Annotated in this window: 24 protein-coding genes; 11 read left to right on the forward strand and 13 right to left on the reverse strand. The window is 71.1% G+C overall.

The window, feature by feature from the left end; genetic code table 11:
* Positions 1–53: 53 nt before the first annotated feature.
* Complete coding sequence (locus AB0I04_RS42080; RefSeq protein WP_360898046.1) at positions 54–536, reverse strand: hypothetical protein; 483 nt, start codon at positions 534–536, stop codon at positions 54–56.
* On the opposite strand from AB0I04_RS42080, the gene AB0I04_RS42085 reads away from it, so the two are divergent.
* The 3 genes from AB0I04_RS42085 (at position 537) to AB0I04_RS42095 (ending at position 4,106) form a co-directional block, all read left to right on the forward strand.
* Positions 537–848 carry a hypothetical protein gene (locus tag AB0I04_RS42085; protein WP_360898048.1) on the forward strand — a complete coding sequence of 104 codons (312 nt, stop codon included), beginning with the start codon at positions 537–539 and terminating at the stop codon, positions 846–848.
* Positions 849–1,161: 313 nt separating this feature from the next.
* Positions 1,162–3,276, forward strand: a complete 2,115-nt coding sequence (locus AB0I04_RS42090) for a prolyl oligopeptidase family serine peptidase (RefSeq protein ID WP_360898050.1) — start codon at positions 1,162–1,164, stop codon at positions 3,274–3,276.
* 44 nt (positions 3,277–3,320) lie between these two features.
* Positions 3,321–4,106: a methyltransferase domain-containing protein gene (locus tag AB0I04_RS42095; protein WP_360898052.1), complete on the forward strand. Its 786-nt coding sequence runs from the start codon at positions 3,321–3,323 to the stop codon at positions 4,104–4,106.
* A gap of 144 nt (positions 4,107–4,250) precedes the next feature.
* Here the strand turns inward: AB0I04_RS42095 and ilvD are convergent, their stop codons facing one another.
* Positions 4,251–6,095, reverse strand: coding sequence for a dihydroxy-acid dehydratase (gene ilvD, locus AB0I04_RS42100; RefSeq protein WP_360898054.1), 1,845 nt, complete (start codon positions 6,093–6,095; stop codon positions 4,251–4,253).
* Between the two features lie 126 nt (positions 6,096–6,221).
* Positions 6,222–7,070, reverse strand: a complete 849-nt coding sequence (locus AB0I04_RS42105; protein ID WP_360898056.1) for a nuclease-related domain-containing protein — start codon at positions 7,068–7,070, stop codon at positions 6,222–6,224.
* 202 nt (positions 7,071–7,272) lie between these two features.
* On the opposite strand from AB0I04_RS42105, the gene AB0I04_RS42110 reads away from it, so the two are divergent.
* Positions 7,273–8,682, forward strand: coding sequence for an amidase (locus AB0I04_RS42110; RefSeq protein WP_360898058.1), 1,410 nt, complete (start codon positions 7,273–7,275; stop codon positions 8,680–8,682).
* Positions 8,683–8,741: 59 nt separating this feature from the next.
* Positions 8,742–10,895, forward strand: a complete 2,154-nt coding sequence (gene malQ / locus AB0I04_RS42115) for a 4-alpha-glucanotransferase (protein ID WP_360898060.1) — start codon at positions 8,742–8,744, stop codon at positions 10,893–10,895.
* Positions 10,896–10,919: 24 nt separating this feature from the next.
* Here the strand turns inward: malQ and AB0I04_RS42120 are convergent, their stop codons facing one another.
* Genes AB0I04_RS42120 through AB0I04_RS42140 form a run of 5 tightly spaced genes read right to left on the reverse strand, consistent with a single transcriptional unit; the run spans position 10,920 to position 16,164 of the window.
* On the reverse strand, positions 10,920–12,020 hold the full coding sequence (locus tag AB0I04_RS42120; protein WP_360898062.1) for a hypothetical protein: 1,101 nt from the start codon (positions 12,018–12,020) through the stop codon (positions 10,920–10,922).
* A 33-nt stretch (positions 12,021–12,053) separates the two neighbouring features.
* Positions 12,054–12,665 (reverse strand): ATP/GTP-binding protein, encoded by a 612-nt coding sequence (locus tag AB0I04_RS42125; RefSeq protein ID WP_360898064.1) that lies wholly within the window; start codon positions 12,663–12,665, stop codon positions 12,054–12,056.
* Complete coding sequence (locus tag AB0I04_RS42130) at positions 12,646–13,020, reverse strand: DUF742 domain-containing protein (protein WP_360898066.1); 375 nt, start codon at positions 13,018–13,020, stop codon at positions 12,646–12,648. Before AB0I04_RS42130 ends, AB0I04_RS42125 begins: the two co-directional genes overlap by 20 nt.
* 7 nt (positions 13,021–13,027) lie before the next feature.
* Positions 13,028–13,447, reverse strand: coding sequence for a roadblock/LC7 domain-containing protein (locus AB0I04_RS42135; RefSeq protein WP_360898068.1), 420 nt, complete (start codon positions 13,445–13,447; stop codon positions 13,028–13,030).
* The gene (locus tag AB0I04_RS42140; RefSeq protein WP_360898070.1) at positions 13,447–16,164 is read right to left on the reverse strand and encodes a nitrate- and nitrite sensing domain-containing protein; all 2,718 of its coding nucleotides are present in this window, start codon (positions 16,162–16,164) and stop codon (positions 13,447–13,449) included. The genes AB0I04_RS42135 and AB0I04_RS42140 overlap by 1 nt, the downstream gene beginning before the upstream one ends.
* A 261-nt stretch (positions 16,165–16,425) precedes the next feature.
* On the opposite strand from AB0I04_RS42140, the gene AB0I04_RS42145 reads away from it, so the two are divergent.
* Together AB0I04_RS42145 and AB0I04_RS42150 are read left to right on the forward strand one after the other, a co-directional pair.
* On the forward strand, positions 16,426–16,836 hold the full coding sequence (locus AB0I04_RS42145; protein WP_360898072.1) for a roadblock/LC7 domain-containing protein: 411 nt from the start codon (positions 16,426–16,428) through the stop codon (positions 16,834–16,836).
* 19 nt (positions 16,837–16,855) lie between these two features.
* Positions 16,856–17,434: an ATP/GTP-binding protein gene (locus tag AB0I04_RS42150; protein ID WP_360898074.1), complete on the forward strand. Its 579-nt coding sequence runs from the start codon at positions 16,856–16,858 to the stop codon at positions 17,432–17,434.
* An 82-nt stretch (positions 17,435–17,516) separates the two neighbouring features.
* Here AB0I04_RS42150 and pepN read toward each other — a convergent pair whose 3' ends face one another.
* Complete coding sequence (gene pepN / locus AB0I04_RS42155; RefSeq protein ID WP_360898076.1) at positions 17,517–20,048, reverse strand: aminopeptidase N; 2,532 nt, start codon at positions 20,046–20,048, stop codon at positions 17,517–17,519.
* Between the two features lie 300 nt (positions 20,049–20,348).
* Here pepN and AB0I04_RS42160 point away from each other — a divergent pair, with 300 nt between their 5' ends.
* The gene (locus AB0I04_RS42160; RefSeq protein WP_360898078.1) at positions 20,349–20,963 is read left to right on the forward strand and encodes a DsbA family protein; all 615 of its coding nucleotides are present in this window, start codon (positions 20,349–20,351) and stop codon (positions 20,961–20,963) included.
* 68 nt (positions 20,964–21,031) lie between these two features.
* Here AB0I04_RS42160 and AB0I04_RS42165 read toward each other — a convergent pair whose 3' ends face one another.
* Together AB0I04_RS42165 and AB0I04_RS42170 are read right to left on the reverse strand one after the other, a co-directional pair.
* Entirely contained in the window at positions 21,032–21,841 is an 810-nt protein-coding gene (locus tag AB0I04_RS42165; protein WP_360898080.1) for a heavy metal-binding domain-containing protein, read from the reverse strand.
* A gap of 77 nt (positions 21,842–21,918) precedes the next feature.
* A complete protein-coding gene (locus AB0I04_RS42170; RefSeq protein WP_360898082.1) occupies positions 21,919–23,022 on the reverse strand; it encodes a HoxN/HupN/NixA family nickel/cobalt transporter in 1,104 nt (367 codons plus the stop codon).
* A gap of 249 nt (positions 23,023–23,271) precedes the next feature.
* On the opposite strand from AB0I04_RS42170, the gene AB0I04_RS42175 reads away from it, so the two are divergent.
* Positions 23,272–23,742: a ribose-5-phosphate isomerase gene (locus AB0I04_RS42175; RefSeq protein ID WP_360898084.1), complete on the forward strand. Its 471-nt coding sequence runs from the start codon at positions 23,272–23,274 to the stop codon at positions 23,740–23,742.
* A 6-nt stretch (positions 23,743–23,748) separates the two neighbouring features.
* Here the strand turns inward: AB0I04_RS42175 and AB0I04_RS42180 are convergent, their stop codons facing one another.
* Positions 23,749–23,910, reverse strand: coding sequence for a hypothetical protein (locus tag AB0I04_RS42180; RefSeq protein WP_360898086.1), 162 nt, complete (start codon positions 23,908–23,910; stop codon positions 23,749–23,751).
* A gap of 217 nt (positions 23,911–24,127) precedes the next feature.
* On the opposite strand from AB0I04_RS42180, the gene AB0I04_RS42185 reads away from it, so the two are divergent.
* Complete coding sequence (locus tag AB0I04_RS42185; protein ID WP_360898088.1) at positions 24,128–25,246, forward strand: PP2C family protein-serine/threonine phosphatase; 1,119 nt, start codon at positions 24,128–24,130, stop codon at positions 25,244–25,246.
* Between the two features lie 56 nt (positions 25,247–25,302).
* Positions 25,303–25,779 (forward strand): GNAT family N-acetyltransferase, encoded by a 477-nt coding sequence (locus AB0I04_RS42190; protein ID WP_360898090.1) that lies wholly within the window; start codon positions 25,303–25,305, stop codon positions 25,777–25,779.
* A 2-nt stretch (positions 25,780–25,781) separates the two neighbouring features.
* Here the strand turns inward: AB0I04_RS42190 and AB0I04_RS42195 are convergent, their stop codons facing one another.
* A complete protein-coding gene (locus tag AB0I04_RS42195) occupies positions 25,782–26,171 on the reverse strand; it encodes a MerR family transcriptional regulator (RefSeq protein WP_360898092.1) in 390 nt (129 codons plus the stop codon).
* Between the last annotated feature and the right edge of the window lie 2 nt (positions 26,172–26,173).

A 26,173-nucleotide genomic window follows, 5' to 3' on the forward strand; every position in this document is an offset into this window, starting at 1 on the left:
CCCCATATCCGGGGCATTCGCTGGAAGCGCGCCCGCGAGGGCGGCCGGACGGGTCAGTGACCCGGGTGACGACCTTCCGTCTCGGCTCCGGCGCGCGACGCGGCCTCCTCACCTGGCCGCTCGCGCCACGTCATCCTGGCGTCGAGGCGAAGCGGGCCGCCCTTGAGGTTCCCCGCGGTCTTGAGCCAGCCCGTACGCTTGTCGCCCGCGCCCATCGTCTCGTACCGGCAGACGATGGTCTCGTGCTCCGACGCGCAGGGCTTCGACTGCCCCAGGACCTTGTGACCGGACGTGATCTTCTGCGTCGCGACGACGTCATCGGCCGACCGGGATCCCCCGTTCACCACGGTCCAGCGCCAGATGACCCCAGAGCCGCTCCGGGCCTCTTCCGGCCGGTCATAGACCAGCCGCGGGCTCGCCTCCTGCCCCTGGTGCCCTCCCTGTGCCTCGCGAGAGTGCTGAGCGCCCTCGTGCGCCGCCGCACGGGGTGGCTCGGCCGCTCGCGGCTCGTGCCCCTCATGGGAACCAGGAGCCACGTGCTGCTGGGCCGCTCGCGACCCTTGCGCCTCACGGGTCCCTTGCGCCTCACGCGTCCCTTGAGTCTGCTGCTGGAGAGCGCGCTGTTGGGCCGCTCGCGCCTGCTGGGCCTCGTGAGCCGCTTGAGCCTGGTGTTGCTGGACGGCTCGGGCTTGCTGGGCTTCGCGGGCCGGGTGTTGTTGGGCCGTTCGGGCCTGTTGGGCTTCGCGGGCCGGGTGCTGTCGGGCCTCTTGGGCCTCGTGGGCAGGGTGTTGCTGGGCCGCTCGCGCCTGCTGGGCCTCGTGGGCCCGCTGAAGCAGGTGTTGCTGTGATGGCTGTGCGGCGTGCTGCGACTCCTGCGGTGACGCCGCCGGGTGCGGCTTCGGCGCGAGCGCGTGCGCGGACGAGCCGGCCGACGCGCCGGCCACCAGAGCGACCGCGGCCAGCGCCGGTGCGGCGACCAGGGCCGTACGGCGGCCGTACCGACTCGTACGTGCGGCCGTTCTGTGCGGGTCGATCGTGTCTTCCATTGTTCCCCCCGAGTGACGTGGAAAGACGCGCCCCACATCTTTCTCGGTGCGACGACCGGGGGGAAACCGCCACGCCCGGCGCGGGCCGGTACGCCGACCTCGTTAAAGTGCGGTCATGAGCCGACCGCAGTACCCGTCCGCGCATCGTCAGGACATCGTCGAGGAGATCCACGGTCAAAGCGTCGCCGATCCTTACCGATGGCTGGAGGATCCGAACGCCGACGACACCAAGAAATGGCTGGCGGCCCAGGACGAGCTGTTCCACCGTGAGGTCGACGACCTGCCCGGCCGAGACCGGCTGCGGGCGCGGGTGCGCGAGCTGCTCGGCGCCGGGAGCGTCGGCGCTCCCGTCTGGCGGGGCGAACGCCGTTTCTTCATGCGGCGCACCGCCGAGCAGGAGCACGCCGTCCTCTACGCCATCGACCCCGGCGAGACGAGCGAGCGGGCACTGATCGACCCGATGGCGCTCGACCCGACCCACACGACGACGCTCGACTCCTGGCAGCCGGACAAGGAGGGGCGCCTGCTGGCGTACCAGCTGTCCCACGGCGGCGACGAGGAGTCCAAGCTGTACGTGATGGACGTCGCCACCGGCGAGACGATCGAGGGGCCGATCGACCGGTGCCGCTACACGCCGATCGCCTGGCTGCCGGGCGGCGACGCGTACTACTACGTCCGCCGGCTCGCCGCAGGCCAGGTTCCCGCCGGTGAGGAGCAGTACCACCGCCGCGTCTACCTGCACCGGGTGGGGACCGACCCGGAGACCGACGACGTGATGATCTTCGGTGACGGCCGGGAGAAGACCAACTACTACGGAGTCGGCGTCAGCCGCGACGGCCGCTGGCTCACTCTCTCCTCCTCGCAGGGCACCGCGCCGCGCAACGACCTGTGGATCGCCGACCTGAGCACGTCTCCGCTGGAGACCCCGGAGCTGCGGGTCGTCCAGGAGGGCGTCGACGCCGAGACCGGCGTGCACGTCGGGCGCGACGGGCGCGCGTACGTCTTCACCGACCGGGACGCCCCCCGCGCCCGGCTGTGCGTGGCCGACCCGTCCGACCTGTCGCCCGGCACCTGGCGCGATCTGATCCCCGAGGACTCCGAGGCGGTCCTGTCGGACTTCGCGATCCTCGACGACCTCGACCGGCCCATCCTCCTCGCCGGGTGGACCCGCCACGCGATCAGTGAGATCACCATCCACGACCTGGTGACCGGCGAGCGGATCGGCGAGGTCCCCGTTCCGGGCCTCGGCACGATCGGCGGGATCACCGATCGTCCCGATGGCGGCCACGAGGCGTGGTTCTCCTACGTCGACCACACGACCCCGACGTCCGTCCACCACTACGACGCCAGGACCGGCGAGACGACGCTGTGGGCGTCCGCGCCCGGCACCGTCGACGTGCCCGACGTCGAGGCGCGCCAGCTGACCTACGCCTCCAATGACGGCACCGAGGTACGCATGCTCGTCATCGCCCGGGCCGACGCGGTGCCCGGCGACGGCACGCCCCGGCCGACGATCCTCTACGGCTACGGCGGTTTCAACGTCCCGCTCACGCCCGCGTACTCGGCCGGGAGCCTCGCCTGGGTGGAGGCCGGCGGCGTCTACGTCGTCGCCAACCTGCGCGGCGGCTCCGAGGAGGGCGAGGAATGGCACCGAGCCGGCATGCTGGACAAGAAGCAGAACGTCTTCGACGACTTCCACGCCGCGGCCGAGAAGCTCATCGCCGACGGATGGACCACCGCGGACCGGCTCGCGATCTCCGGCGGATCCAACGGCGGCCTGCTCGTCGGCGCGGCGATCACCCAGCGGCCCGAGCTGTACGCCGCGGCGGTCTGCTCGGCGCCGCTGCTGGACATGGTGCGGTACGAGAAGTTCGGCCTCGGGCAGACGTGGAACGTCGAGTACGGCTCGGCCGAGGACCCGGAGCAGTTCGGCTGGCTCTACGCCTACTCCCCGTACCACCACGTGCGTGAGGGCGTCGCCTACCCGGCGACCCTCTTCACGATCTTCGAGAGCGACACGCGCGTCGACCCGTTGCACGCCCGCAAGATGTGCGCGGCGCTGCAGCACGCGACCACCGACGACGGCGGCCCCATCCTCCTGCGCAACGAGGCCGAGGTCGGGCACGGCGCCCGCGCGGTCAGCCGCTCGATCGAACTCACCGTCGACACCCTGTCGTTCATGGCCGCCCACACCGGCCTGACGCCGGACGAGGAACCGCAGCGCACATGAGCGAGCGGACGAAAAACACAGCGCGCTCGAAGGAAGGAGGTCACTTGACCGCTCTCGAACGCGTCCTGCCCCTGCTCGACCCGCAGCCCGCCGAGCCGGATGTGTCACGCGGCTACCTCGACCTCCTCGGCGAGGAGCCGCGGCCGCACGACACGCTCGCGCAACGGCTCATGCGCTCCGGATTCCTGCCGAAGATCTACGAGGATCTGTGGCGGCCGGTGCTGTTCGGGCTGTCGAAGGGACCGCTCGGGCCGAGCCTGGACGAGGAGTACGCCCTCGCCCGCGACTGGCTCGACCTCGCCGCCGTCCCGGACGGCACCGTGCTCGACGTGGCCTGCGGCCCGGGCAACGTCACTCGCGCACTGGCCGCCGGGATGACGGGACACGGGCTCGTCGTCGGCATCGACGCCTCCTCGACCATGCTCGACCGGGCGATGGCCGAGACGGATCGGCCGACCGGCCGGGGCGAGAACGGCGCAGCCGACGTCGCCTATGTCCGCGGCGACGCGACGGACCTGCCGTTCCGCGACGGCGCGTTCGACGCGGTGTGCTGCTTCGGTGGGCTGTACCTCTTCGCGGACCCCTGGTCCGCGATCGACGGCATCGCCCGCGTGCTCAAACCGGGCGGCCGGGTCGTGTTCCTCACGACCCGGCGGCCGGAGATCCCCCTCGTCGGCCCGGGCAGCGCTGTGCTCGGCCGGCTGACGGGCATCCGGATGTTCGGCGCCGACGACCTCTGCCAAGCCCTGCGGGCCCGCGGCTTCACGGACCTGCGCCAGCGTGGGTACGGCCTGATGCAGTTCGTCGCCGGCACCCGCGCCCAGCCGTAGAGCGAACCCTGATCCCGGTGGGCGAGTGACACCCGTCGGATCGGCTGAAACGCGAGTGTGACCGCGGGTCGACGGCCACTGCCGAATCCGAGAAGCGGAGAACGGTCCGGCGGGCGGCGACGCGCCCGCCGGACCCGAGCGGGGTCAGCCGCCGAGCTGGGAGATGTCGCGGGCCGCGCCGGTGGAGGCCGAGGTGGCCATCGCGGCGTAGGCCTGGAGGGCGGCGCTCACCGGGCGGTGGCGGTCGCGGGGCCGGTAGGAGCCCAGCTCCTTCAGGAGGCGCTCGCGGCGGGTCTTGAGCTCGTCGGCGGGCACGTCGAGGCGCAGCTCGCGGCGCGGGATGTCGATGACGATACGGTCGCCGTTCTCGACGAGGGCGATGTCACCGCCCCCGGCCGCCTCCGGGGAGGCGTGGCCGATGGACAGCCCGCTGGTGCCGCCGGAGAAGCGCCCGTCGGTGATCAGCGCGCAGGCCTTGCCGAGCCCACGGCCCTTGAGGAACGACGTGGGGTAGAGCATCTCCTGCATGCCGGGGCCGCCCTTGGGGCCCTCGTAGCGGATGACGACGACGTCGCCGGGCTTGACCTTCTTGCCGAGGATGCCCTCGACCGCGTCATCCTGGCTCTCGAAGACGACCGCGGGGCCTTCGAAGGTCCACAGCTCCTCCTCGACGCCGGCGGTCTTGACGACGGCGCCGTCGACGGCCAGGTTGCCGTACAGCACGGCGAGCCCGCCGTCCTTGGTGTAGGCGTGCTCGACGTCGCGGATGCAGCCCTGCTCGCGGTCGAGGTCGAGCTCCTCCCAGCGGTTGTCCTGGCTGTACGGCCTGGTGGTGCGGACCCCGCCCGGCGCGCCGTGGAACAGCTCCACCGCCTCCGGACGGACGTCGGGGGAGCGGACGTCGTACGCCTCGAGGAACTCGCCCAGCGACGCGCCGTGGATCGTGTGGACCGTGCGGTTGAGCAGCCCGCCCCGGTCGAGTTCGCCGAGGATGGCGGGGATGCCGCCGGCCCGGTGGACGTCCTCGATGTGGTACTTGGCGGTGGCCGGGGCGACCTTGCAGACGCAGGGCACGCGGCGCGACAGCTCGTCGATCTCCTTCAGGCCGAAGTCGACGCCGGCCTCGCGGGCCGCGGCGAGCAGGTGCAGGATCGTGTTGGTCGACCCGCCCATCGCCACGTCGAGCGCCATGGCGTTCTCGAACGCGTCGCGGGTCGCGATGTTCAGCGGCAGCACCGACTCGTCGTCGTCGCGGTAGTAGCGGTTCGCGATCTCGACGACGCGGCGGCCGGCCTCCTCGAACAGCGTCTTGCGGTCGGCGTGGGTGGCGAGGACCGTGCCGTTGCCGGGGAGGGACAGGCCGATCGCCTCGGTGAGGCAGTTCATCGAGTTGGCGGTGAACATGCCCGAGCAGGACCCGCAGGTCGGGCAGGCGTTCTCCTCCATCTGGGCGAGGGTCTCGTCGGAGACGGACTCGTCAGCGGCGGCGATCATCGGGTCGATCAGGTCGAGCTTGGTCGTGCCGTCCACCGGCTTGCCGGCCTCCATCGGGCCACCGGAGACGAACACGGTCGGGATGTTGAGCCGCATGGCCGCGATGAGCATGCCCGGAGTGATCTTGTCGCAGTTCGAGACGCAGATCAGGGCGTCGGCGCAGTGCGCGTTGACCATGTACTCGACCGAGTCGGCGATCAGCTCCCGCGACGGCAGGGAGTAGAGCATGCCGCCGTGCCCCATGGCGATGCCGTCGTCGACCGCGATCGTGTTGAACTCGCGCGGGATGCCGCCCGCCTCCTTGACCGCGGCGGCGACGACCTGGCCGACCTCGCGCAGATGGACGTGGCCGGGGACGAACTCGGTGAAGCTGTTGGCGACCGCGATGATGGGCTTGCCGAAGTCCTCACGCGCTACGCCGGTGGCCCGAAGAAGGGCCCTGGCTCCCGCCATGTTCCTGCCGTGCGTGACCGTTCGTGACCTCAGCGGGGGCATCTGCCTCTCCCATCGATTCGCGCTCAGACTTCGATCGTATGGGGTCGACGGCGCGCATGAGACGCCGGTCTCAGGTTACGAGACGTCGACCCCGGGATCCGGGCACGCGAGGGGAGGTCCGGCCGGTCAGGAGCCGGGATACTTCGGGGGCAGCACCCGCTCGGCGGCGTTGAAGATGCGCTCGACGTCCACCGCAGTGAGGATCTTGGGCCGGCGCCGCAGGTAGTTACGCGCCCGCCCGCCCGAATAGACGTCGACGTTGCGCACCATCAGCACCTTCCAGGAGATCGCCGGGCCGTAGATGGCCAGCGACGGCTGCACGGGCACCTCGTACCCGAGCTCCCCGCTGATCAGCTTGCTGGCCTGGTCGGACTCCCAGCGGGCCTCGTCCAGCCGCTCCTTCTTGTTGAACGGCCCGAGGAACAGCTTGCGGTGCGACAGCGCGCGCACGGGGAGCCGCTTGTCCCACTTCTCCGAGTCGACGGCGTACACGCCGGTCGGCCCGATCACGAGGTGGTCGATCTGCCCGTCGCTGACGCCGTCCTCGTCACGGGGAACGGCGCGGGCGTGGAGGGTGCGATAACCGGCCTTCTCCATGCCCCGCAGCTGCCGCTCGGTCCTGCGCTCGGCGACCGACGGTTTGCGCCAGGCCTCCACGCTGGAATGTTGCCGTGATCGTCGGACGACATCGACGATCACGGTGAGTACCGCTACGGCGAGACCGATCCGGATCTCGAAGACGATCGCGAACAGCAGGCCGAGGACGGCGGCCGCGCCGATCCGGATCATCCAGCGTTGGATCTGCGGATCGCTGATCCGGGCGCCGATCGCCTGCTCCTTACGCCGCCTGGGCGGGCGCCCCTGGTCAGGACGTCCGGTCGAGCCGTCTTCGCCGGGCAGCTCGAACGGGCGTTCTTCGTCAGGGTGCTCGCGTGTGGACGTCTGAGTGGACTCGCCTCGCTCCACACTGGCCATTGTTGACACTCCGTGCTCGATTGACGGCAGCACATGATCTTCCCGTGCGAAGCGTAACCAGAGCCCGAGTGGAGTGCATAGTCGTGTCCGGTTGATACTTTTGTCCCCGCCCTTGAGCGGTTCGGTGGCATCCTACCAGGGTAGATAAATTCCATCCCCCGCTGTGCCGCTGCAACTTTCGGTGGGCGTACCGTTTTCACTTGTGACGCATATTCACCATCTCAGCATGCGGGACCAGGCGGCCGCGATCCGCAGCCGCGAGCTCTCACCCGTCGACGTCGTCGAGCATTACCTCGAGCGCATCGACCGCCTGGGGGACCAGGTCGGCGCCTACGTCACCGTGACCGCCGATCTGGCGCGTGACCAGGCCAAGGCCGCAGAACGGGCGCTGATGGCGGGCGACGGTCCGCCACTGCTCGGCGTTCCCCTCCCCGTCAAGGACCTCAACATGGTCAAGGGCGTACGGACGACGCTCGGCTCGGCGGCCTATGACGACTTCACCGCATTCGGTGACGACAACGTCGTCGCTTTTCTGCGTGAGGCGGGCACGATTCTTCTGGGGAAGACCAATACGCCGGAATTCGGACTGCCCTGTTATACCGAGAACGCCGTCGCGCCGCCCGCGCGCACACCCTGGGACGTCGAACGCTCCGCGGGAGGCTCCAGTGGGGGCGCCGCCGCCGCGGTCGCCGCCGGGCTCGCCCCGGCCGCGCACGGCAGCGACGGGGGCGGGTCCATCCGGATCCCGGCCAGCGTCTGCGGCCTGTTCGGGATCAAGCCGACGCGCGGCCGTATCAGCCAGGGACCCATCGTCCCCGACCTCGTCGGCCTGGCGACCAGCGGCCCCATCACCCGGACCGTACGGGACGCCGCCCTCCTCCTCGACGTCATGGCCGGGAACGCTCCAGGCGACATGTACCGCGCGGCGCCGCCCGAGGGCACCTTCCTCGAGGCCGCCGACCGGGCGCCGGGGCGGCTGCGCATCGGCCGCAGCGCGGTGCCCCCGGTGCCGGGCGCCGAGGTCCATCCCGACTGCCTCGCCGCCTACGAGGCCGCCAGCGCACTGCTGGCGGAGCTCGGCCACGAGGTCGAGGACATCGACCCGCCGTGGAACGGCGAACTGATGCCGCACTTCGAGACCCTCTGGGCGGCGATGGCCACGCTCACCCCGGTCCCGCCCGAGCGCGAGGAGCGGCTGCGCCCGCTCACCCGGTGGCTGCGCGAACGCGGCCAGGCGATCAGCGCGTACGAGTTGCTGCACGCCCAGGCGACGCTGCAGGCGGCCGTACGGGGACAGCTGCCGGTCCTCGAAGGCTACGACGTGATCCTGCACCCGACCCTCGCGCAGCCGCCCGTCCCCATCGGATACTTCGAAGAGGTCGACCCCGCGGAGAACTTCGAGCGGCAGAAGCGCTTCACCCCGTTCACCTCGGTCTACAACGTCACCGGCCAGCCCGCGGTGAACGTCCCGCTGCACTGGACCGACGGCGGCCTGCCGATCGGCGTCATGCTGGTCGGCCGGACGAGCGACGAGGCGACGCTGATCGCACTTTCGGCGCAGCTGGAGGAGGCCCGTCCGTGGGCGGACCGCCGTCCGCCGATTTGGGACTGATCCACCCGGGCATAGCGACGTGGCAGGAACCGGACGCGGGGCCGAGGAGAGGGGACGTCGTGGGCGAGGACATCGAGGAGCTGAACGCGCTGGCCGCCGCGTACGGCGTCGAGACCTCCTATACGGACTGGCGCGGCCGGCCGGCCGGCGTCCCCGTCACGACGATCACGGCCGTCCTCACCGCCCTGGGCGCGGACGTCTCCTCGCCGGAGGCCGTACGCCGCGAGCTGGAGCGGATCGAAACCGAGAGCCGCGCCCGGCTGCTCCCACCCACCGCCGTCGTCTTCGCGGGCGAGGACCTCCTCGCGGCGGACGACGCCGAGGTGTGGATCGAGCTCGCGACCGGCGGAGAGCTGCCCCTCGACCCGGCCGGACCCGGGTCGAGTGCCTCGGTGCCGCCGGGCGGCGCTGGGGCTGGACCGGCGGTGTCCGTGGGTCGCTGGGAGCCGGCGCCCGGGGCCGAAAGGCCGCCGGCCACATCGGCGGAGGCGGCCGGGTTGCGCGCGGCGTACCGGCTGCCGGCGGACACGCCGCTCGGGTGGCATCGGGTACGGGCCCGGCGCGGCGACCGGGAGGAAATGGCGCCGCTGCTGGTCGCGCCGTCGCGGGCCCCGGACCCCGGCGAGCGCTCCTGGGGCCTGATGGCCCAGCTGTACTCCGTGCGGTCGAGCCGCTCGTGGGGGATCGGCGACCTCGCCGACCTGCGGGAGCTGGCGACGTGGAGCGGCGGCGCGCTCGGTGCGGGGTTCGTCCTGGTCAACCCGCTGCACGCGGGAGAGCCGGCCCCGCCGATCCGGCCGTCGCCGTACCTGCCGATGAGCCGCCGCTTCACCAGCCCCCTGTATCTCCGGCCGGAGGAGGTGCCCGAGTACGCCGCTGCCGACCCCGAGACGCGAGGCCGGATCGAGGAACTGGCCGCGCCGGAGCGGGCCCGGTCCCGTACGACCGGCGAGATCGACCGCGACGCGGCGTGGACGGCCAAGCGGGCGGCGCTGGACCTCCTCGCCGAGGTGCCTCTCGCACCGGAACGCGCGGCGGCGTACGCCGCGTTCCGGGAGCGCCAGGGCGAGGCGCTGACCGCGTTCGCGACCTGGTGCGCGCTGGCGGAGGAGCACGGGGCCTACTGGCCCGCCTGGCCGGCCGACCTGCGCGACCCCCGCTCGGCGGCGGTCGCCGTCGAGCGCGAGCTGCGCGCCGACCGTGTGGAGTTCCACCGCCGGCTGCAGTGGTGGCTGGACGAGCAGCTCGGCGCGGCGCAGGGCGCGGCTCGCGAGGCCGGCATGGGGCTGGGGATCGTTCACGACCTGGCCGTCGGGGTCGACCCCGGTGGGGCGGACGCGTGGGCGTACCAGGACCTGTTCGCGTCCGGGATGAGCGTGGGCGCGCCGCCGGACGAGTTCAACCAGCGCGGCCAGGACTGGGGCCAGCCGCCCTGGCACCCGCAGCGGCTCGCGGCGGCGGGTTACGCGCCGTACCGCGACATGCTCCGCCACGTGCTCCGGCACGCCGGCGGGCTGCGCCTCGATCACGCCATGCAGGTGTTCCGGCTCTGGTGGGTGCCGCGAGGCGCCTCCCCGGCCGACGGGACGTACGTCTCCTACCCGTACGGCGATCTGCTGGGCGTGCTGCTGTTCGAGGCGCACGAGGCCGGAGCGGTGGTGATCGGCGAGGATCTCGGCACCGTGGCGGACTACATGCGCGACGTCTTCGCCGAGCGCGGGGTACTCGGCACGTCGATGGCGTGGTTCGAACGCGACGAGAGCGGCGCGCCGCTGCCGCCGGAGGAGTGGCGGGAGCCGTGCCTCGCGACCGTGGGCACCCACGACATGCCGCCCATCGAGGGCTACCTGGGCGGCGACCACATCGCACTGCGCGAGCGACTGGGCCTGCTCACCCGGCCCGCGGCCGAGGAGTACGCCGAGCTGGATCCGTCGCTGCGCGACTGGAAGGAGCTGCTGACCTCGCTCGGCCTGGACACGGCCGACATGACGGCGGCGCTGCACGCCTTCCTCGCACGGACGCCGGCGAGGCTGGTCGGCGTGTCGCTGGCGGACGCGGTCGGTGAGCGACGCACGCAGAACCAGCCGGGCACGGTCGACGAGTACCCGAACTGGCGGATCCCCCTCGCCGACGCCGTCGGCCACCCGGTGCTCCTCGACGACCTTCCCCGCCATCCACGGCTGATGACGGCCCTCGGCCCGGTGCTCGGCTGAACGTCACCGCGTGCCGCGCAGGCCCTAGCGTTCCAGGACGTCCACGATGTGCGCGGCGACGTCGTGCAGCAGCGTGTCGGGCAGGATCGGGCGCCCGGCCGCGGCGGAGAACACCTCGGGCAGGCCCGGCAGGCAGTAGACGGTGCTGGGCTCGGCCACGGCCCGCCCGAGCGGCTGGTTGCCGACCGACCGGCGGGTGCGCGACCAGGCCTCCTCGACCTCCTCCTGGCTCGGCACCCCGAAGCCGTGCCCGACGGGCGCGGCGTGGCGCAGGCGTACGAGCGCGCCGTCGGAGAACTCCTGCGCGAGCCGGCAGCGGGCGGACAGAGGGTCCAGCACCTCGGGGGACAGACGTGTGACCACGTCGCAGGGCGTACGGCACGACGCGGCGCAGCGGCCGAGGGCGGACGCCAGCGTGCTGTGCTGGCGGTCGAGGTAGGCGCGCCAGCCGGGACCGGGCTCCCCGGCCACTCGCAGCGCGCGCTCGGCGGCGGACTGCTCGGGACGCGTCAGGTCGCACTCACGAGGCTTCCCCGGCTCGGGTATCACGCCGAACCGGCTGCCGGCGCCGCCGACCGCCGCGGGCAGCAGCGCCGGGTCGCCGGCGTGACCCAGGACCGGCTCCCAGGCCAGCAGCGGGAGGTATTCGGCGGCGATGTGCACCGCGGCGACCAGGCCCGCCATCTCCCGGCGCCGCCACCGCGCCTCGATCACCTCGAGCAGCAGGCCGTACGCGGGGCGGAGCGTCCGCAGCGCCCCGCGGGTGCGCTCCTTGGCGGACTGCGGCATCCTGCTGGCCCGGGCCCGGGCCAGCAGATCGTCCGGCACCTTGTGGGCGTCGACGACCGGATCTCCGGTGCGTTCGGGCACGCCGAAGTCCTCCGCGTCCAGGTCGATCAGCCGTTGCCCGAACGAGCACAGCAGCCGGACCTCGGCGGTGACGTCCGGTCGCAGACCCGCCGCCCCCGCCTCGCACAACGCGGCGAGGTCCCCGAAGGCGTAGCGCCGGGCGAGTGCCGTGAGTACTTCGCGTGCCGTCTCCACCCGTTCACTCTGCCACGCCTCGCCGACAACCGCCGCCCGCGCCCGTACGAGCTGGGGCCTGTCCGGTGGATCTTTGTCCACCGGACGCGCCCCAGCCCCCCGAACGCGATGGGTTCAGGAGACTTCGCTGAGGACGTGCTCGACCATCGTCACAAGGGCGTGCTTGGCCGACTCGCGGCTGCGGACGTCGCAGAGGATCAGCGGCACGTGGTCGTCGAGGTCGAGGGCGATCCGGACGTCGTCCGGGTGCTTGCGCTCCGCGCCGTCGAACAGGTTGACCGCCACGATGAACGGAGTGCCCCGATGCTCGAAGTAGTCGATGGCGGGGAAGCAGTCGGCGAGGCGGCGGACGTCGGCGAGGACGACCGCTCCGACCGCCCCGTGGGCGAGCTCGTCCCACATGAACCAGAACCGCTGCTGCCCGGGTGTCCCGAACAGGTAGAGGATCAGGTTGTCGGCGAGAGTGATGCGGCCGAAGTCCATGGCGACGGTGGTCGTGGTCTTGGCGTCCACGCCCACCGTGTCATCGACGCCGATCCCGCGGTCGGAGAGGACCTCTTCGGTGCGCAGGGGACGGATCTCGCTGATGGCGCCGACCAGTGTGGTCTTGCCGACCCCGAATCCGCCGGCGATGAGGATCTTCGCCGTGATCGGCCGTTCGGTGTCCGCGGGCGAGGGTGACACGGCCCTCCCGGAGTCGGCCGTGTCAGAAGGCACGTAGTCCATGCAGCAGTTTCCTCAGTACGAATTCGTCCGGCCGCAGGCCGGACGGCGTGGGCTCGAGCACCCTGACCAGGCGCTCGTCGCGCAGGTCATCGAGAAGCACCCGGACCACGTCGACGGGGAGATCCATCTCCGACGCCAGGTCGGCCAGAGCGACCGGCTGCCGGCAGAGCACGAGCAGGCGGCGATGTTCGGGGCTCAGCCGCAGCCGTACGTGCACCCGGGCATCGGTCGCCTCGATGACGGCGATGAGGTCGATCGGCTCACCGCGAGGCCGGGTCCGTCCACGCGTGAGTGTGTAGGGGCGGACGACCGGTCCCGCGGCCTGGTCCAGCCATCGATCTTCCGGCGAGCTCATGCGGAGCTCATCCCACGCCGGAACCCCGGCCGGGCAGGCGGGGCTCGACCGGCATCCGGTCGCCGAGCCGTTCGGCGAGTTCCGTCATCTCGAACGCGACGACGCCCGCGTCGGCGTCGGCGTCGGCCAGCGCGGCGAGGCAGGCGTCCTCACCGACGGGCAGCACGAACAGGAACACCGAGTCCATCTCGATGACGGTCTGCATCAGTTCGCCGCCCTCGAAGTGCCGGCAGGCGCCGCGGGCCAGCCCCTGGACGCCGGCCACGAGGGCGGCCAGGTGCTCGGCGTCCTCGCGCTCCATGCCGGACGATCCCGTGACGACGAGCCCGTCCCGGGACAGGAGCACCGCGCGGTCCACCGCCCCGACCCTGCGGACCAGGTCATCGACCAGCCGGCGCACGTCGCCGGCCGTGTGCGTCTGTGCCATCACTCACCTTCATGGTCGCCCGGCGCGGGGGTACCGCCGTCCGAGGTGTCCTTCGCGGGATCTTCGGCACGCCCGCGGCGCCAGCCGTTCTGCATCGACGACATGATGGAGCGCGCCCGTTCCGGGGAACGGCCGCCGCCAGAACCCGGCCCGCCGCCAGAACCCGGCCCGCCGCCAGAACCCGGCCGTCTGCCGGCGACCGGCCGGCCGTCGTCCGAGGCAGGCCGGACGGTGTCCGAGGCCGTTCGGTCGCCGCGGGACGCGGTGGGGGCCGGGCCGCGCAGCTCGGGTGGCAGGCTGGCCTGTCGGATGCGACGTGGCATCCCGGCGTGTGTTCCGGCGGTCGGCACGCCGACGCGATCCGCGTTCACCGCACCGTCCCGATCCGCCCGGCCGCCTCGGCCGGTCTCCGGGGACACCGGTCCGGGCGCGGGCGAGCGGGTCGGCCGGTGGACCTCGACCGCTGTCCCCTCGGCGAGAGGCTCGACGGGTGTGTTACCGGCCGGAAGCTCGACGGGCACGTCCCCGGCCGGGAGCTCGAGGGGCCTGTCCCCGGCGGGGAGCCCGGCGCGAGCGTCCGCGCCGACGGGCTCGGCGGGATCCGCGCCGAGGGGCTCGACTCTCCTGAGCCGGCGCCGTGATCCGCCGCGCCGTGGCCCGGTCTGCTCCAACGGGTCGTACCGGTCCTCCAGCGGCCGTACGACGGAGTCCCCCAGGAGTGTCGCCGCACTGGCGATTTTCTTGCCGCCGTGCCGCTCAAGGCCGTCGGCCGCCGGGTCCCCGCCATGATCGTTGACCATATCGTGCGCCGGTGCCTCGTGCTCGGCGACGACAAGGCCGTGCGGCAGGAGCGCGATCGCCGTGAGACCGCCGTACGGGTTGGGGGCCAGGGAGACCTTGATGCCGTGGCGCGAGGCCAGGATGCCGACGACGAACAGGCCGAGTTGGTCGCCGTCGGCCACTCCGGGCTCCGGAGGGTTCGCGAGCCGTTCGTTGATCGCCGCGAGTTTCTCCGCGTTCATGCCGAGCCCGCGGTCGACGACCTCGATCACGAATCCGTTGCCCACGAGTCCGGCGCCGACCTCGACGGGAGCGGTGGGAGGGGAGAAGGAGACGGCGTTCTCCACCAACTCGGCCACCAGGTGGATGACGTCGGCGACGGCCGCCCCGACGATCAATTCGCCCGACATCGTGACGACCTCGACGCGGGTGTAGTCCTCGACCTCGCCGATGGCGCCGCGGAGTACGTCCAGCATGGTCACCGGGTGGCGCCAGCCCCTGCCCGGGGTCCCGCCGGAGAGGATGATCAGTCCTTCGGCGTGCCGGCGCATGCGCGTCGTGAGGTGGTCGAGCCGGAACAGTTCCTCGAGCGAGTCCGGGTCGGCGGCCTTGCGCTCGAGCGCGTCGAGCATCGCCAGCTGGCGGTGCAGCAGTGCCTGGTTGCGCCGAGCGAGGTTGAGGAACACCTTGTTGACCGCCTTGCGGAGCGTGGCCTGCCCGACGGCTGCCTCGATGGCGGTGCGCTGGGTCGTCGAGAAGGCCTCGGCGACGTTGGCGACCTCGGCGGTCCGGCCGATGTCCAGCGGAGGCGCCTCGTCCGCGACGTTCACGTCGTCTCCTCGCCGTAGCCGGCCGACGATGTCGGGCAGACGCCGGTCCGCGAGGTCGCTCACGGCCTTCTGGAGGCCGATGAGCTCCCGCGTCATCCGCCGGCCGAAGCGGAGCATGAGGAAGGCCGACAGGAGGACGGCGGCCAGGCCTGCGCCTCCGACGAGCGCGAGACGCCTGATGAGGGAGTCGCCGAGATGCTTCGACTTCTGGGCGACGACCGGCCGGGCCTGGTCGATGGCCTCGTTCATCCCGCCGACGAACGTATCGGCGGCGGAGCGCCAGGCGACCGAGTCGATCTTCAACGGTCTCTTCCCGCTGGGGCTCACGAGGATCCGGTCTTCCAGCGACTTGAAGTCGGTGTAGGCCGCCGAGTCCAGCAGCCGGCGGAACGGCGTACCGATCTCGGGGACGAACTGGGCGAGCCCGTCCCTCTCCAGGTAGCGCTGCTCGATCACCATCGTGGCGAAGACGCCGTGCTCCGCCCTGCTCATCCGGCCGCCCGCCAGGAGCGTGCCGGTGACGAGCGTGAGCTCCCGGGCGGCCAGTTCCTGGGCGCGCGACAGTTCGATCACCTGGTACGCCTGCCGGTAGATCGTCGGATCGCTGACGGCGATGACCAGATAGGAGAGCTCGAATTGCGCGTCGTACACGGCGTCGTACGCGTTCAACGCGGCCAGCCTGTCCATCGCGCCGGAATCGATGCCGGATCGGATGGTCTTCAGCTCGCCGATCTTGTCCAGGAGAGCGGCGAGACGCTGTTTCATCTCGGCGGTCAGCGTACGGCGGAAAGATCCGGAACCGGTCGTCCGCACGAATCGCGCGACGGAGGCGTCCGTCCGCCCGCGTTGCTCGTCCAGGGCGTCGCGTGACGCCTTGCGGCCACCGCTCAACCAGACGACCGCCTGGAGCCGCTCTTGCGCGAGGTTGACAGACAGGGGCTGGACGGCGCCGCCGTACCGCCGGTTGATGATGTCGAGATTGCGCTTCTCGATGGCGTCATCAGCGGTGTTCTGTGCGGCGAATCCCCACAACGCCGTCAGTGACACGAGCGGAACGACGAGCAGGCCGAGGATGGCGAACCGGATCGACCGCCTGCGCGTCCTCATTGCACCGAAGTCCGTTCGGCCCGGAGGGCCGGGCGGGTGTGCCAGTCCGTCATCGCGCCATCTTTCACGTCGAATAGCTACAAGTAAGACGAAACCACCGCAACGTTAGTGCGGTAGTTACAAATCCGTACTCAGTTTCGTGGATCTTGCTTAGCTCTCGGTGGGATCATGGCGGCGGACCGCGATGACCCCGGTCCAAGCGGCCCGCCCGACGAGCCGGGCGACGGACCGGCGGAGAACGGCAGGAAGAGGAGAATGCGAGTGACGCCCCAGCGGGCTGATTCGGCCGGCAATCTCGACTGGCTGATCGACGGGCTGGTCGAACGCGTGCCCGAGGTGAGACGAGCGGCGGTGCTGTCCACGGACGGTCTGCTGATGGGCGCCTCCGCCGGGCTCACCCACGCCGACGCCGAATACCTCTCGGCGCTGGCGGCCGGCTTCCAGAGCCTCGCCCAGGGCGCGCGACGCCAGTTCGATGGCGGTAATGTCCAGCAGACCATCATCGAGATGCGGGACGCGTTCCTGTTCGTCACTGCGGCCGGTGACGGCGCCTGCCTGGCCGTGCTCAGCGACACGGATGTCGACCCCGGAGTGATCACCTATGAGATGGCCGTCCTCGTGAAACGCGTCGGCGAGCACATCTCATCGCGGCCCCGCCAGGGCACGCACTAAAGCGAAGGCGCGTACTCAGATGCAGATGGGAACCCAGCTCGCGGTCAAGGTGCTGGTCGCGGGCGGATTCGGGGCCGGCAAGACCACCATGGTCAACACGGTCAGTGAGATCCAGACGCTGCGCACCGAGGAGATGCTCACCTCGCAGAGCGTCGGCGTCGACGACACCTCCGGCGTGGAGCAGAAGACCACCACGACCGTCGCGATGGACTTCGGCCGTATCACCCTCGGCGACGGACTGGTCCTCTACGTGTTCGGCACCCCGGGACAGAAGCGGTTCTGGTTCATGTGGGACGAACTGGCCGTGGGCGCGATCGGCGCGGTCGTCCTCGCCGACACCCGGCGCCTGGCCGACTGCTTCTCCTCGATCGACTTCTTCGAGCGGCGCGGCATGCCGTTCATCGTCGGGCTGAACCGCTTCGAGGGCGCGCCCCAGCCCGACATCGAGGCGGTCAGGAGCGCGCTCGACCTCGAATCCCACGTGCCGGTGATCGCCTGCGATGCCCGGGAGCGGGAGTCGGTCAAGCAGGTGCTCATCACGCTCGTCGAGCACGTTCTGGGCACCCGGCAGCGCCAGCGCTCGACCGCCCTTTACTGAGTGGTACCGGAAAGGCCCGGCCGGAGAACCGGCCGGGCCTTTCTCACGTAGACGTGCGGGCCCTGCGGCCCGCACGTCTCACTCACTCGCTCGCGCGGTCCTTCTCCCGGGCGCGCAGGGCGCGGGCCACGCCGTCGCGGCCCTCGACGAGGAGCCGGCGCAGGGCCGGCGGCGGGTTCTCCGCGTCGATGTAGGCGGTGGTCCGGTCGATGGTGGCCGGTGCGATCACCAGGAACGGGTAGGCGCTCTCGGCGAACGTGCTGGCCATGTCGCTGGACCAGGACGACCAGACGCGGGCGACCTCGGCGAAGTACTTCTCGACGTACGGCTCGAGCAGGGAGATGTCGTCGGTGTCGACGAAACCGCCGAGCGTGGCGCGGTAGACGGCGTTGGGCAGTTCGCCCCCGATGATCCGCTCCCACGCCGCCGCCTTGGCCTCCGGCGTCGGGACCGCGGCGTTGCCGGCGGCCGCCTGCCGCTCGCCCGCGGCGGTCGGGTCGCGGCGCAGCTCCGCGGCGATCTCGTCCGCGCCGACGACGCCGCGGACGACGAGGCGCCGCAGCAGGGACCAGCGCAGGTCCGTGTCGACGACCAGGCCCTCGAGGACCGTCGAACCGTCGAGCAGGCCGTGGACGTACGCGACGTGCTCGTCCGAGGTGGCGACCGAGACGAACGCCTGGGTGTAGGTGAGCTGCCAGTCCGAGCCGGGCTCGGCCTCGGTCATCAGCGTGTGCAGCGCGTCGGCCAGCAGGCGGTAGCCGGTGTCGCGCCACGCCGGGTCGGCGTACTGCGAGGTCGCCAGGCGGGCCTGACGGAGCAGCGTCTGCGCCACCGAGATGTCGGTGACGCCGCGAATGCCGGACAGCACGAGCCGGACGTAGTCGCGGGCGGCGAGCTCGGCGTCACGGCACATGTCCCAGGCCGCCGACCAGCACAGCGCCCGCGGCAGGCCGTCGGTGATCTCGCCGATGCCGTCGACGAGCGTGCGCAGCGAGTGCTCGTCGAGCCGGACCTTGGCGTAGGTCAGGTCGTCGTCGTTGACCAGCACCAGGTCGGGACGCCGCTCGCCGAGCAGCTCGGCGATCTCCGTACGGCCGCCCACGATGTCGAGCTCGACCCGCCTGCGGCGGACGATGCCCTCGTCCGTCCGGTCGTACAGGCCGATCGCCACGCGGTGCGAGCGGAGCGTCGGGTGGTTCTCCGGCGACTCCTGCAGGACGGCGAAGGAGGTGAACCGGCCCTCGTCGTCGATCTCGTACGACGGGCGCAGCGTGTTGACGCCGGCCGTCTCCAGCCACTCCTTGGACCAGGAGGTCAGGTCGCGGCCCGAGGTCTCCTCGAGGGCGTCGAGCAGGTCGGACAGCGAGGTGTTGCCCCACGCGTGCCGGTCGAAGTAGCTGCGGACGCCGCTGATGAAGTTGTCGCGTCCGACGTACGCGACGAGCTGCTTGAGGACGCTCGCGCCCTTGGCGTACGTGATGCCGTCGAAGTTGACCTCGACCGCCCGGATGTCCGGGATGTCGGCGGAGATCGGGTGGGTGGAGGGCAGCTGGTCCTGGCGGTACGCCCAGGCCTTCCACAGATTGGCGAACGTCGTCCAGGCGCCCTTCCACCGGGTGGCCTCGGCCTGGCAGAGCACGCTCATGTACGTCGCGAACGACTCGTTCAGCCACAGGTCGTCCCACCAGCGCATGGTGACGAGGTCGCCGAACCACATGTGCGCCATCTCGTGCAGGATCGTCTCGGCGCGGCGCTCATAGGCGGCGTCGGTGACCCGCGACCGGAAGACGTAGTCCTCGAGGAACGTCACGCAGCCGGCGTTCTCCATCGCGCCGGCGTTGAACTCCGGCACGAACAGCTGGTCGTACTTGTCGAACGGGTACGGCCGCGCGAAGACCCTGCGGAAGAAGTCGAAGCCCTGCTTGGTGACCTCGAAGATCGCCTCCGGGTCGAAGTGCTCGGCGAGGCTGGCCCGGCAGTAGGCGCCGAGCGCGATGCGCTGGTCGTCGGCGGCGTACTCGTCGCGCGCCACGTGGTACGGCCCGGCGACCAGGGCGGTGATGTAGGTGGAGATGCCGGGGGTCGCCGGGAAGTGCCAGCGGCCGCCCTCGGACTTGTCGGGGGCGTTGTTCGTGATGACCTGCCAGTGCCCGGGCGCGGTCACGCCCAGCTCGAACTTCGCCTTCAGGTCGGGCTGGTCGAAGCAGGCGTACATGCGGTGGGCGTCGCAGGTCTCGAACTGCGTGTAGAGGTAGACCTCCTGGTCGACCGGGTCGACGAAGCGGTGCAGTCCCTCACCAGTCCGCGAGTAGGCGTTGTCGGAGACAACCCGTAGCTCGTTCTCGGCGGCGAGCCGGGGGAGCGGGATGCGGCCCTTGTCCGGGTCGTACGATCCGGGGTCGAGCGGCTGACCGTTGAGGGTGATCTCACGGACGGTCGCGCCGTGCAGGTCGACGAAGCTGGCCGCGCCCGGCTCGGCGCAGCCGAACCTGATGGTGGTGTCCGAGACGAACGTCTCCGCCCCCGCCGTCAGGTCGAGGTCGACGTTGTACGACTCGACGGTCAGCAGCCGGGCGCGGTCACGCGCCTCATCGCGCGTCAGATTGCCAGCCAAGTGAACTCCTCGCCTCGTTTCGCGACGTCATTGTCTTCCCCCACCGTACGGCTCGATACCCGGTCGTACGACCGGCGAGCCGTCTCAGGACACATCTAACCCCGAGATGGTGATCATGCCCCCGGATCTGGGAGAACTCTCATGTGGAATGCCGACCGAAATGCCGCGGTTGCCGGGTAGAGGGCCTGGTGTCGGTGTGACTTCCGGGGCCAGGCAGACGGCTCGGCGGCCTCGATGCGAGGTCTTCCGGCCATTCGACGGCGGTCCGCGAGGACGCGCCGGTAGATCAGGGAGGTTGCGGTGACCGACACCGAGCGCACACCGGTGGATTTCTGGTTCGACCCGAAGTGCCCATGGGCCTGGATCGCCTCGCGGTGGATCCTCGAGGTCGAGCGGCTTCGGCCGATCGAGGTTCGGTGGCACGTCATGAGCCTGTCCGTGCTCAACGAGGGCCGTGACCTCCCGGAGAAGTACCTCGAGCTCATGAAGCAGGCCTGGGGGCCGGTCCGGGTGGCCATCGCGGCCGAGAAGAAGTACGGACCGCAGGTGCTCGGCCGGCTCTACACCGAGCTCGGCACCCGCTTCCACAACGAGCGGCGGACCGAAACCCGCCAGGTCATCGAGGAGGCCCTCGAGGCGGCCGGTCTGGACCGTTCCCTCGTGGACGCCGCCGACACGGACGAGTACGACGAGGCACTGCGCGCCTCGCACACCGACGGCATGGACCGGGTCGGCTACGAGGTCGGCACGCCGGTGATCTCCGTGGAAGGGGCGTCCTTCTTCGGCCCCGTCGTCTCGCCGATCCCGCGCGGGGAGGCTGCGGCGAAGCTCTGGGACGGCGTCCGTCTCGTCGCGGGAACGGACGGTTTCTTCGAGCTCAAGCGGAGCCGCACCCGAGACCCGATCTTCGACTGACGGCGCCGTCGCGCTGATCGTCCACTCCGGTTGCCCAGGCCGGAGTGGACGATCACCAGGTGGCCGGCTCAGTCGGTGAGCGGCATCGTCATCGTCGGGTTCACCGGGCGGGCATCGGGCCGGAAACGGCTGACCGCCGTGCCCATGCAGAAGAACTCCACCGCGTGCTCGCCCCAGATCCAGTCGTCCTCCGACACGGTGACGCCGACGACGCCGTCACCGCTCACCTGCTGGCACTCGTACTGCAGGCGGGCCATCGCGAGCTCGCGGGCGTCATAGATCGCCTGGGTGTAGATCCCGAGCTCGGTGTTCTGCCCGGCCGCCTGGAGCACCTGGCGGAACGACATGTGGGCGACGTGGTAGACGCAGGTGCCCAGCACCATCGCGCGGGGCGCCCAGCCGTGCTGGACGAGGGTCCAGAAGTCCTGGCCGGACAGGTGCGACGTGAAGGGCCGGCCCGCGGGGGTGCGCAGGTTGCGGTCGCCGCGGATGGCCGTGCCGACCGCCACGAACTCCATGACGTCGGCGGACAGCGCGTACCTCCGTGACCGGATCTCGACGCCGATCACGCCGTCGGCCCCGAGGACGTCGGCCTCGGATTCCATGCGCGCCATGGCCAGCTCTCGCGCGTTGTACATGGCCTGGGTCAGGACGGGGAGCTCCTGGCTGACCTTCCACCGGGTCGGCTGGGTGCCGATGTGGTAAATGCACGTGCCCATCACGAGGCCGAGCGGCTCGAACCCGGCCTGGGTGGTGAGCACGAACTCGTTCACCGACAGGTCTGAGGTGAAGCAACGGTGGCCCTGCGACGATGCGGCCAGGCGGGATTGTGCGGACTCCGGCAGCGGCTGCGCCTGCTGTGACTCGGGGGTACTCACGAAAGCCGAGCGTAGGGGCCCGCGATCGGTCCGTACATAGGCGGACGACTAGGGCAAAGCGCTCTTTACTGTCCGGTTTAGGCGTCGGAGTCCTGCAGGGCGGCGGACCAGCGCTGCTCGATGCGGCCGAACTTCCAGACCGCCAGGGCCCCCGCCCAGATCACCAGCAGCAGGCCGGTGACCACGAAACCCGCCGTGTTGAGGTCCAGGGCGGCGATCCAGTCCCAGAAGGCCCCGTGCAGCCCGAACCGGTCCTGGGCGACCTGCAGCAGCTCGGTGCCGCCGATGACGAGGGCGAACGCCACCGAGATCCCGGTCAGGACGATGTTGTAGAAGATCTTGCGGACCGGGTTGGAGAACGCCCAGCCGTACGCGAAGTTCATGAACGTGCCGTCGATGCTGTCCCACAGCGACATGCCGGCCGCGAAGATGATCGGCAGGCAGAGGATCGCGTACCAGGGAAGCGAGCTCGCGGCCGCTGCGGAGCCGGCCATGGCCAGCAGCCCGACCTCGGTGGCGGTGTCGAAGCCCAGTCCGAACAGGAAGCCCAGCGGGTACATCTGCCACGGCTTGGTGATCGCCTTGGTGAAGCGGCCGAGGAAGCGGTTCATGAAGCCGCGGTTGTTCAGCTGCTCTTCCAGCGCCGCCTCGTCGTAGGCGCCGCCCCGCATCTCGCGGAACACCCTCACGATCCCCAGGAGGATCACCAGGTTGATGATCGCGATGATGGCGAGGAACGTTCCAGACACGGTCGGGCCGATCGTCCCGGTGATCTGGTGCAGTCCGGAGTGCTCGTCGGCGACGCCGTTGGACAGCGCCTTGATGCCGAAGCCGAGCAGCACGCAGGCGGTGAACACCACCGAGGAGTGCCCGAGCGAGAACCAGAACCCGACCGACACCGGGCGCTGGCCGTCGGACATCAGCTTGCGGGTGGTGTTGTCGATCGCGGCGAGGTGGTCCGCGTCGAACGCGTGCCGCATGCCCAGCGTGTAGGCCGTCAGCGCGATCCCGACGCCGAACAGCTTGCCGTCACCGAGGTGGTAATGCCCAGGTACGACCAGGAACAGCAGGATCCCCCAGCCGACCACGTGTAGCAGCGCCACGAAGCCGGCCATCCCGGCGAGGCGTCCCCACTCCGCCCGCCCAAGGCGGGTGCGCGTCGCGGACTGCACCGTCGTCATGGATCCTCCTCGCTCGGGCCTGTGGGCTACCGCCATTGAATCCTTGTTGCAAAGTACTTGCAACAGTGGGGGTCCACATCCGTCACCCGGACGCCTCGCGGCCGCCACTGCCTGGAGGAGTTCCTGGAGGTCAAGGCCCTACGGCTCGGAGGGCTCTCAGTTCCGGAGCGGACTCGCGGCCGGAAGTCCAGGCGCGACGCGAGGCCCCGGCCGTACGCGCGACGGGACCGACCTGACAGACTTTGCGGCATGCGCGTCTATCTCGGTTCCGACCACGCGGGGTACGAACTGAAGCAGCACCTGATCGGGTGGCTCGCCGAGAAGGGGCACGAGCCGGTCGACTGCGGTCCGAAGGAGTACGACGGCCAGGACGACTACCCGCCGTTCGTCATGGACGCGGCGGCGCGGACCGCCGCCGACCCCGGCTCGCTCGGCGTCGTCATCGGCGGCTCCGGCAACGGCGAGGCGATCGCCGCGAACAAGGTCCCCGGCGTACGCGCCGCGCTGGCCTGGAACGACGAGACCGCCCGGCTCGGCCGGGAGCACAACGACGCGAACGTCATCAGCGTCGGTGCGCGGATGCACCCGATCGACGAGGCCACCCGGTTCGTCGGGATCTTCGTCGACACACCGTTCTCCGGCGAGGAGCGCCACGTCCGGCGTATCGCCATGCTGACCGCCTACGAGCAGACGGGTGACCTTCCCCGCCTGCCGGACTGACGTATCTCAGAGGCGCGCGGCGGCGCGGCGCTTGGCCAGCCGCCGCTTCTCTCCCCTCCGGGGCTTGACGGGCTGGGGTGCTTCGGCCGGAGGGTTCGGCGCCTTGTCCTCCGTACGGGCGCGTGAGACATCGCGGGCCCGCATCGCCGCGTCGACCGAAAGACGCATGCCCTGTCCCATCCGCCACCTCCGAAAGATCCGATGATCTTTTAGGTCTCCCCTCGATACCCGGCCCGAAAACACGCGCAGGGTGGACGGCCGTTCCCCGGTGGGCGTGGCGAGGCGCCGACCGGGCCGTCCAGCGGGTTTTCGGACGGCCGAGACCTCGATCCGGCCCGGCGGCCCTGAGCGCGGACCAGGCGATGCTCGGTACAGTGCCCGCATCATGCTTAGCCGCCTGGTCCAGTTCCTGCCGCCGAGGGTCCGTCGCTTCCTGCGCCGGATCCCCGTTCTCGTGCGGCTGTACCAGTGGCTCCAGCGCGGTCAGCTCATGCAGGACCGCAACGCCCTCATCGCCCTGATCACCGTCACGGTGGTCATCGGGATCTCTGCGCCCACGTCGCAGACCTGGTTCTCGCCCAGCGCCGTCGTCCTGACCGTGCTGGCCGGCGGTCTCATGCTGCGCGTCCGCAGCCTCGGCATCCTCCTCGGCGCGGTCGCCGCCGCGCTGCTGTACGACGCGATCGCCATGGGGTTCTCGCGCGTCGGCCCGGGCGTCATCGCGACGATCATCGTCACGGCCGTCCTGGCGACGGTGCTGGCCCGCAGCCGTGAGCAACTCGGCGTGAAGGGGCTACGGGGCGAGCAGATGCTGCTCGAACTCCGCGACCGGCTGCGCCGCCACGGGGAGATGCCGAATCTGCCGCCCGGCTGGGATTCCACGGTGGTGCTGCTCCAGGCCGGCGGTTCGTCGTTCGGCGGTGACTTCTTCGTCTCGGTCTGCAACGAGCAGACGCTCGAGGTCGCGCTGGTGGACGTGTCCGGCAAGGGCGTCGACGCCGGCACCCGCGCGCTGATGCTGTCCGGCGCGTTCGGTGGGCTGCTCGGGTCACTGGAGTCGGAGCGGTTCCTGTCGGCCTGCAACGCCTACCTGCAGCGCCAGCGATGGGACGAGGGGTTCGTCACCGCCGTCCATCTCACCATCGATCTGGAGAGCGGCGAGTACACCGTCGAGTCGGCCGGCCATCCGCCCGCCGTGCAGTTCAACGCGGGCAGCGGCACGTGGCGGGTCAGCTCCGCCAAGGGCGTCGTGCTCGGCGTCGTTCCCGAGATGAGTTCCGAACCCGAGCGCGGCGTGCTCGGCCCGGGCGACGCGCTGCTGCTCTACACCGACGGCCTCGTCGAGGCGCCGGGACGCGACCTGGACGCCGGCATCGACCGGCTGCTCGGCGCCGTCGAGAGCCTCGTGCCCAGCGGCTTCAAAGAGGGGGCGACCGAGCTCGTCACCGAGATGGCCGCCGCCCGCGACGACGACTGCGCGCTCGTCCTGATCTGGCGGAAGTGACGGCTCCCAGGCCGTGTCGCCACGTCACCACGCCCGGCACCTGGCAGGCTGCAAGTATGAGCACTGTCACGCTGCAACCGGTCGATGAGAACCTGTTGCCGAGGTTGCTCGACCTGGCGGCCGTCGATACCGAGCCGCACGAGGTGATGCCGAGCCTTCCCGGGGCGCCGCGGTGGACGGACGCGCGCCGGGCCGCCTTCCGCGAACATCACCGGCCGGCGGACGGCGCGGCCTACGCCGTGCTGGTCGACGGGCAGCTCGTCGGTGCGGCGCGGATCATCCCCGCCGAGGCGCCCGGCGCCGTACAGGCGAACATCTGGCTGGGCCGCTCCGCCCGCGGGAAGGGCTACAGCACCGAGGCGTTCCGCCTGCTGATCGACGAGGCGCGGACCCACGGGGCCCACGCGATCATCGCGGAGACCCACATCTCCAACGCCGCCGCCGTGGCGGCCCTCCGCACCCTAGGCGCCATGATCTGGGAGGACCCGGACACCGGATCGGTGCACGCCACGCTCCGCGTCGGCCAGGACTGAGATCAGGACCGCGCCGGTTCCGTCGTCCCCGCCTCGATCCGGGCCGCCAGGCGCTCGCGCAGCCGCGTCAGCCGGGCGATCTCCGCGTCGAGGGAGTCGAGCCGGCGATGCGCGATCCCGCTGGGGCGCGCGCAGGCTCCCGGCCCTCCGTACGGCGGGAGCGTGTCCCCCACCAGCAGATCCAGGCGATCCCGGCATTCGCGTACGTCCGCGACGGTCAGCCCCACCGACAGCAGCTCGCGGATCACGCGGACGCGGGCCACGTCCCGCGGGCCGTACTCGCGCTGCCCGGCCGCGGTACGGCGAGGCGGCGGCAGCAGGTCGTTCTGCTCGTAGAAGCGTAGCGCCCTGGGCGTCGTTCCCGCCGCTGCCGCCGCGTCGCCGATCCGCATTC

Origin of the sequence: Actinoallomurus sp. NPDC050550, assembly GCF_040655075.1 — a bacterium.
In the GTDB taxonomy this organism is placed as follows: Bacteria; Actinomycetota; Actinomycetes; order Streptosporangiales; family Streptosporangiaceae; genus Actinoallomurus.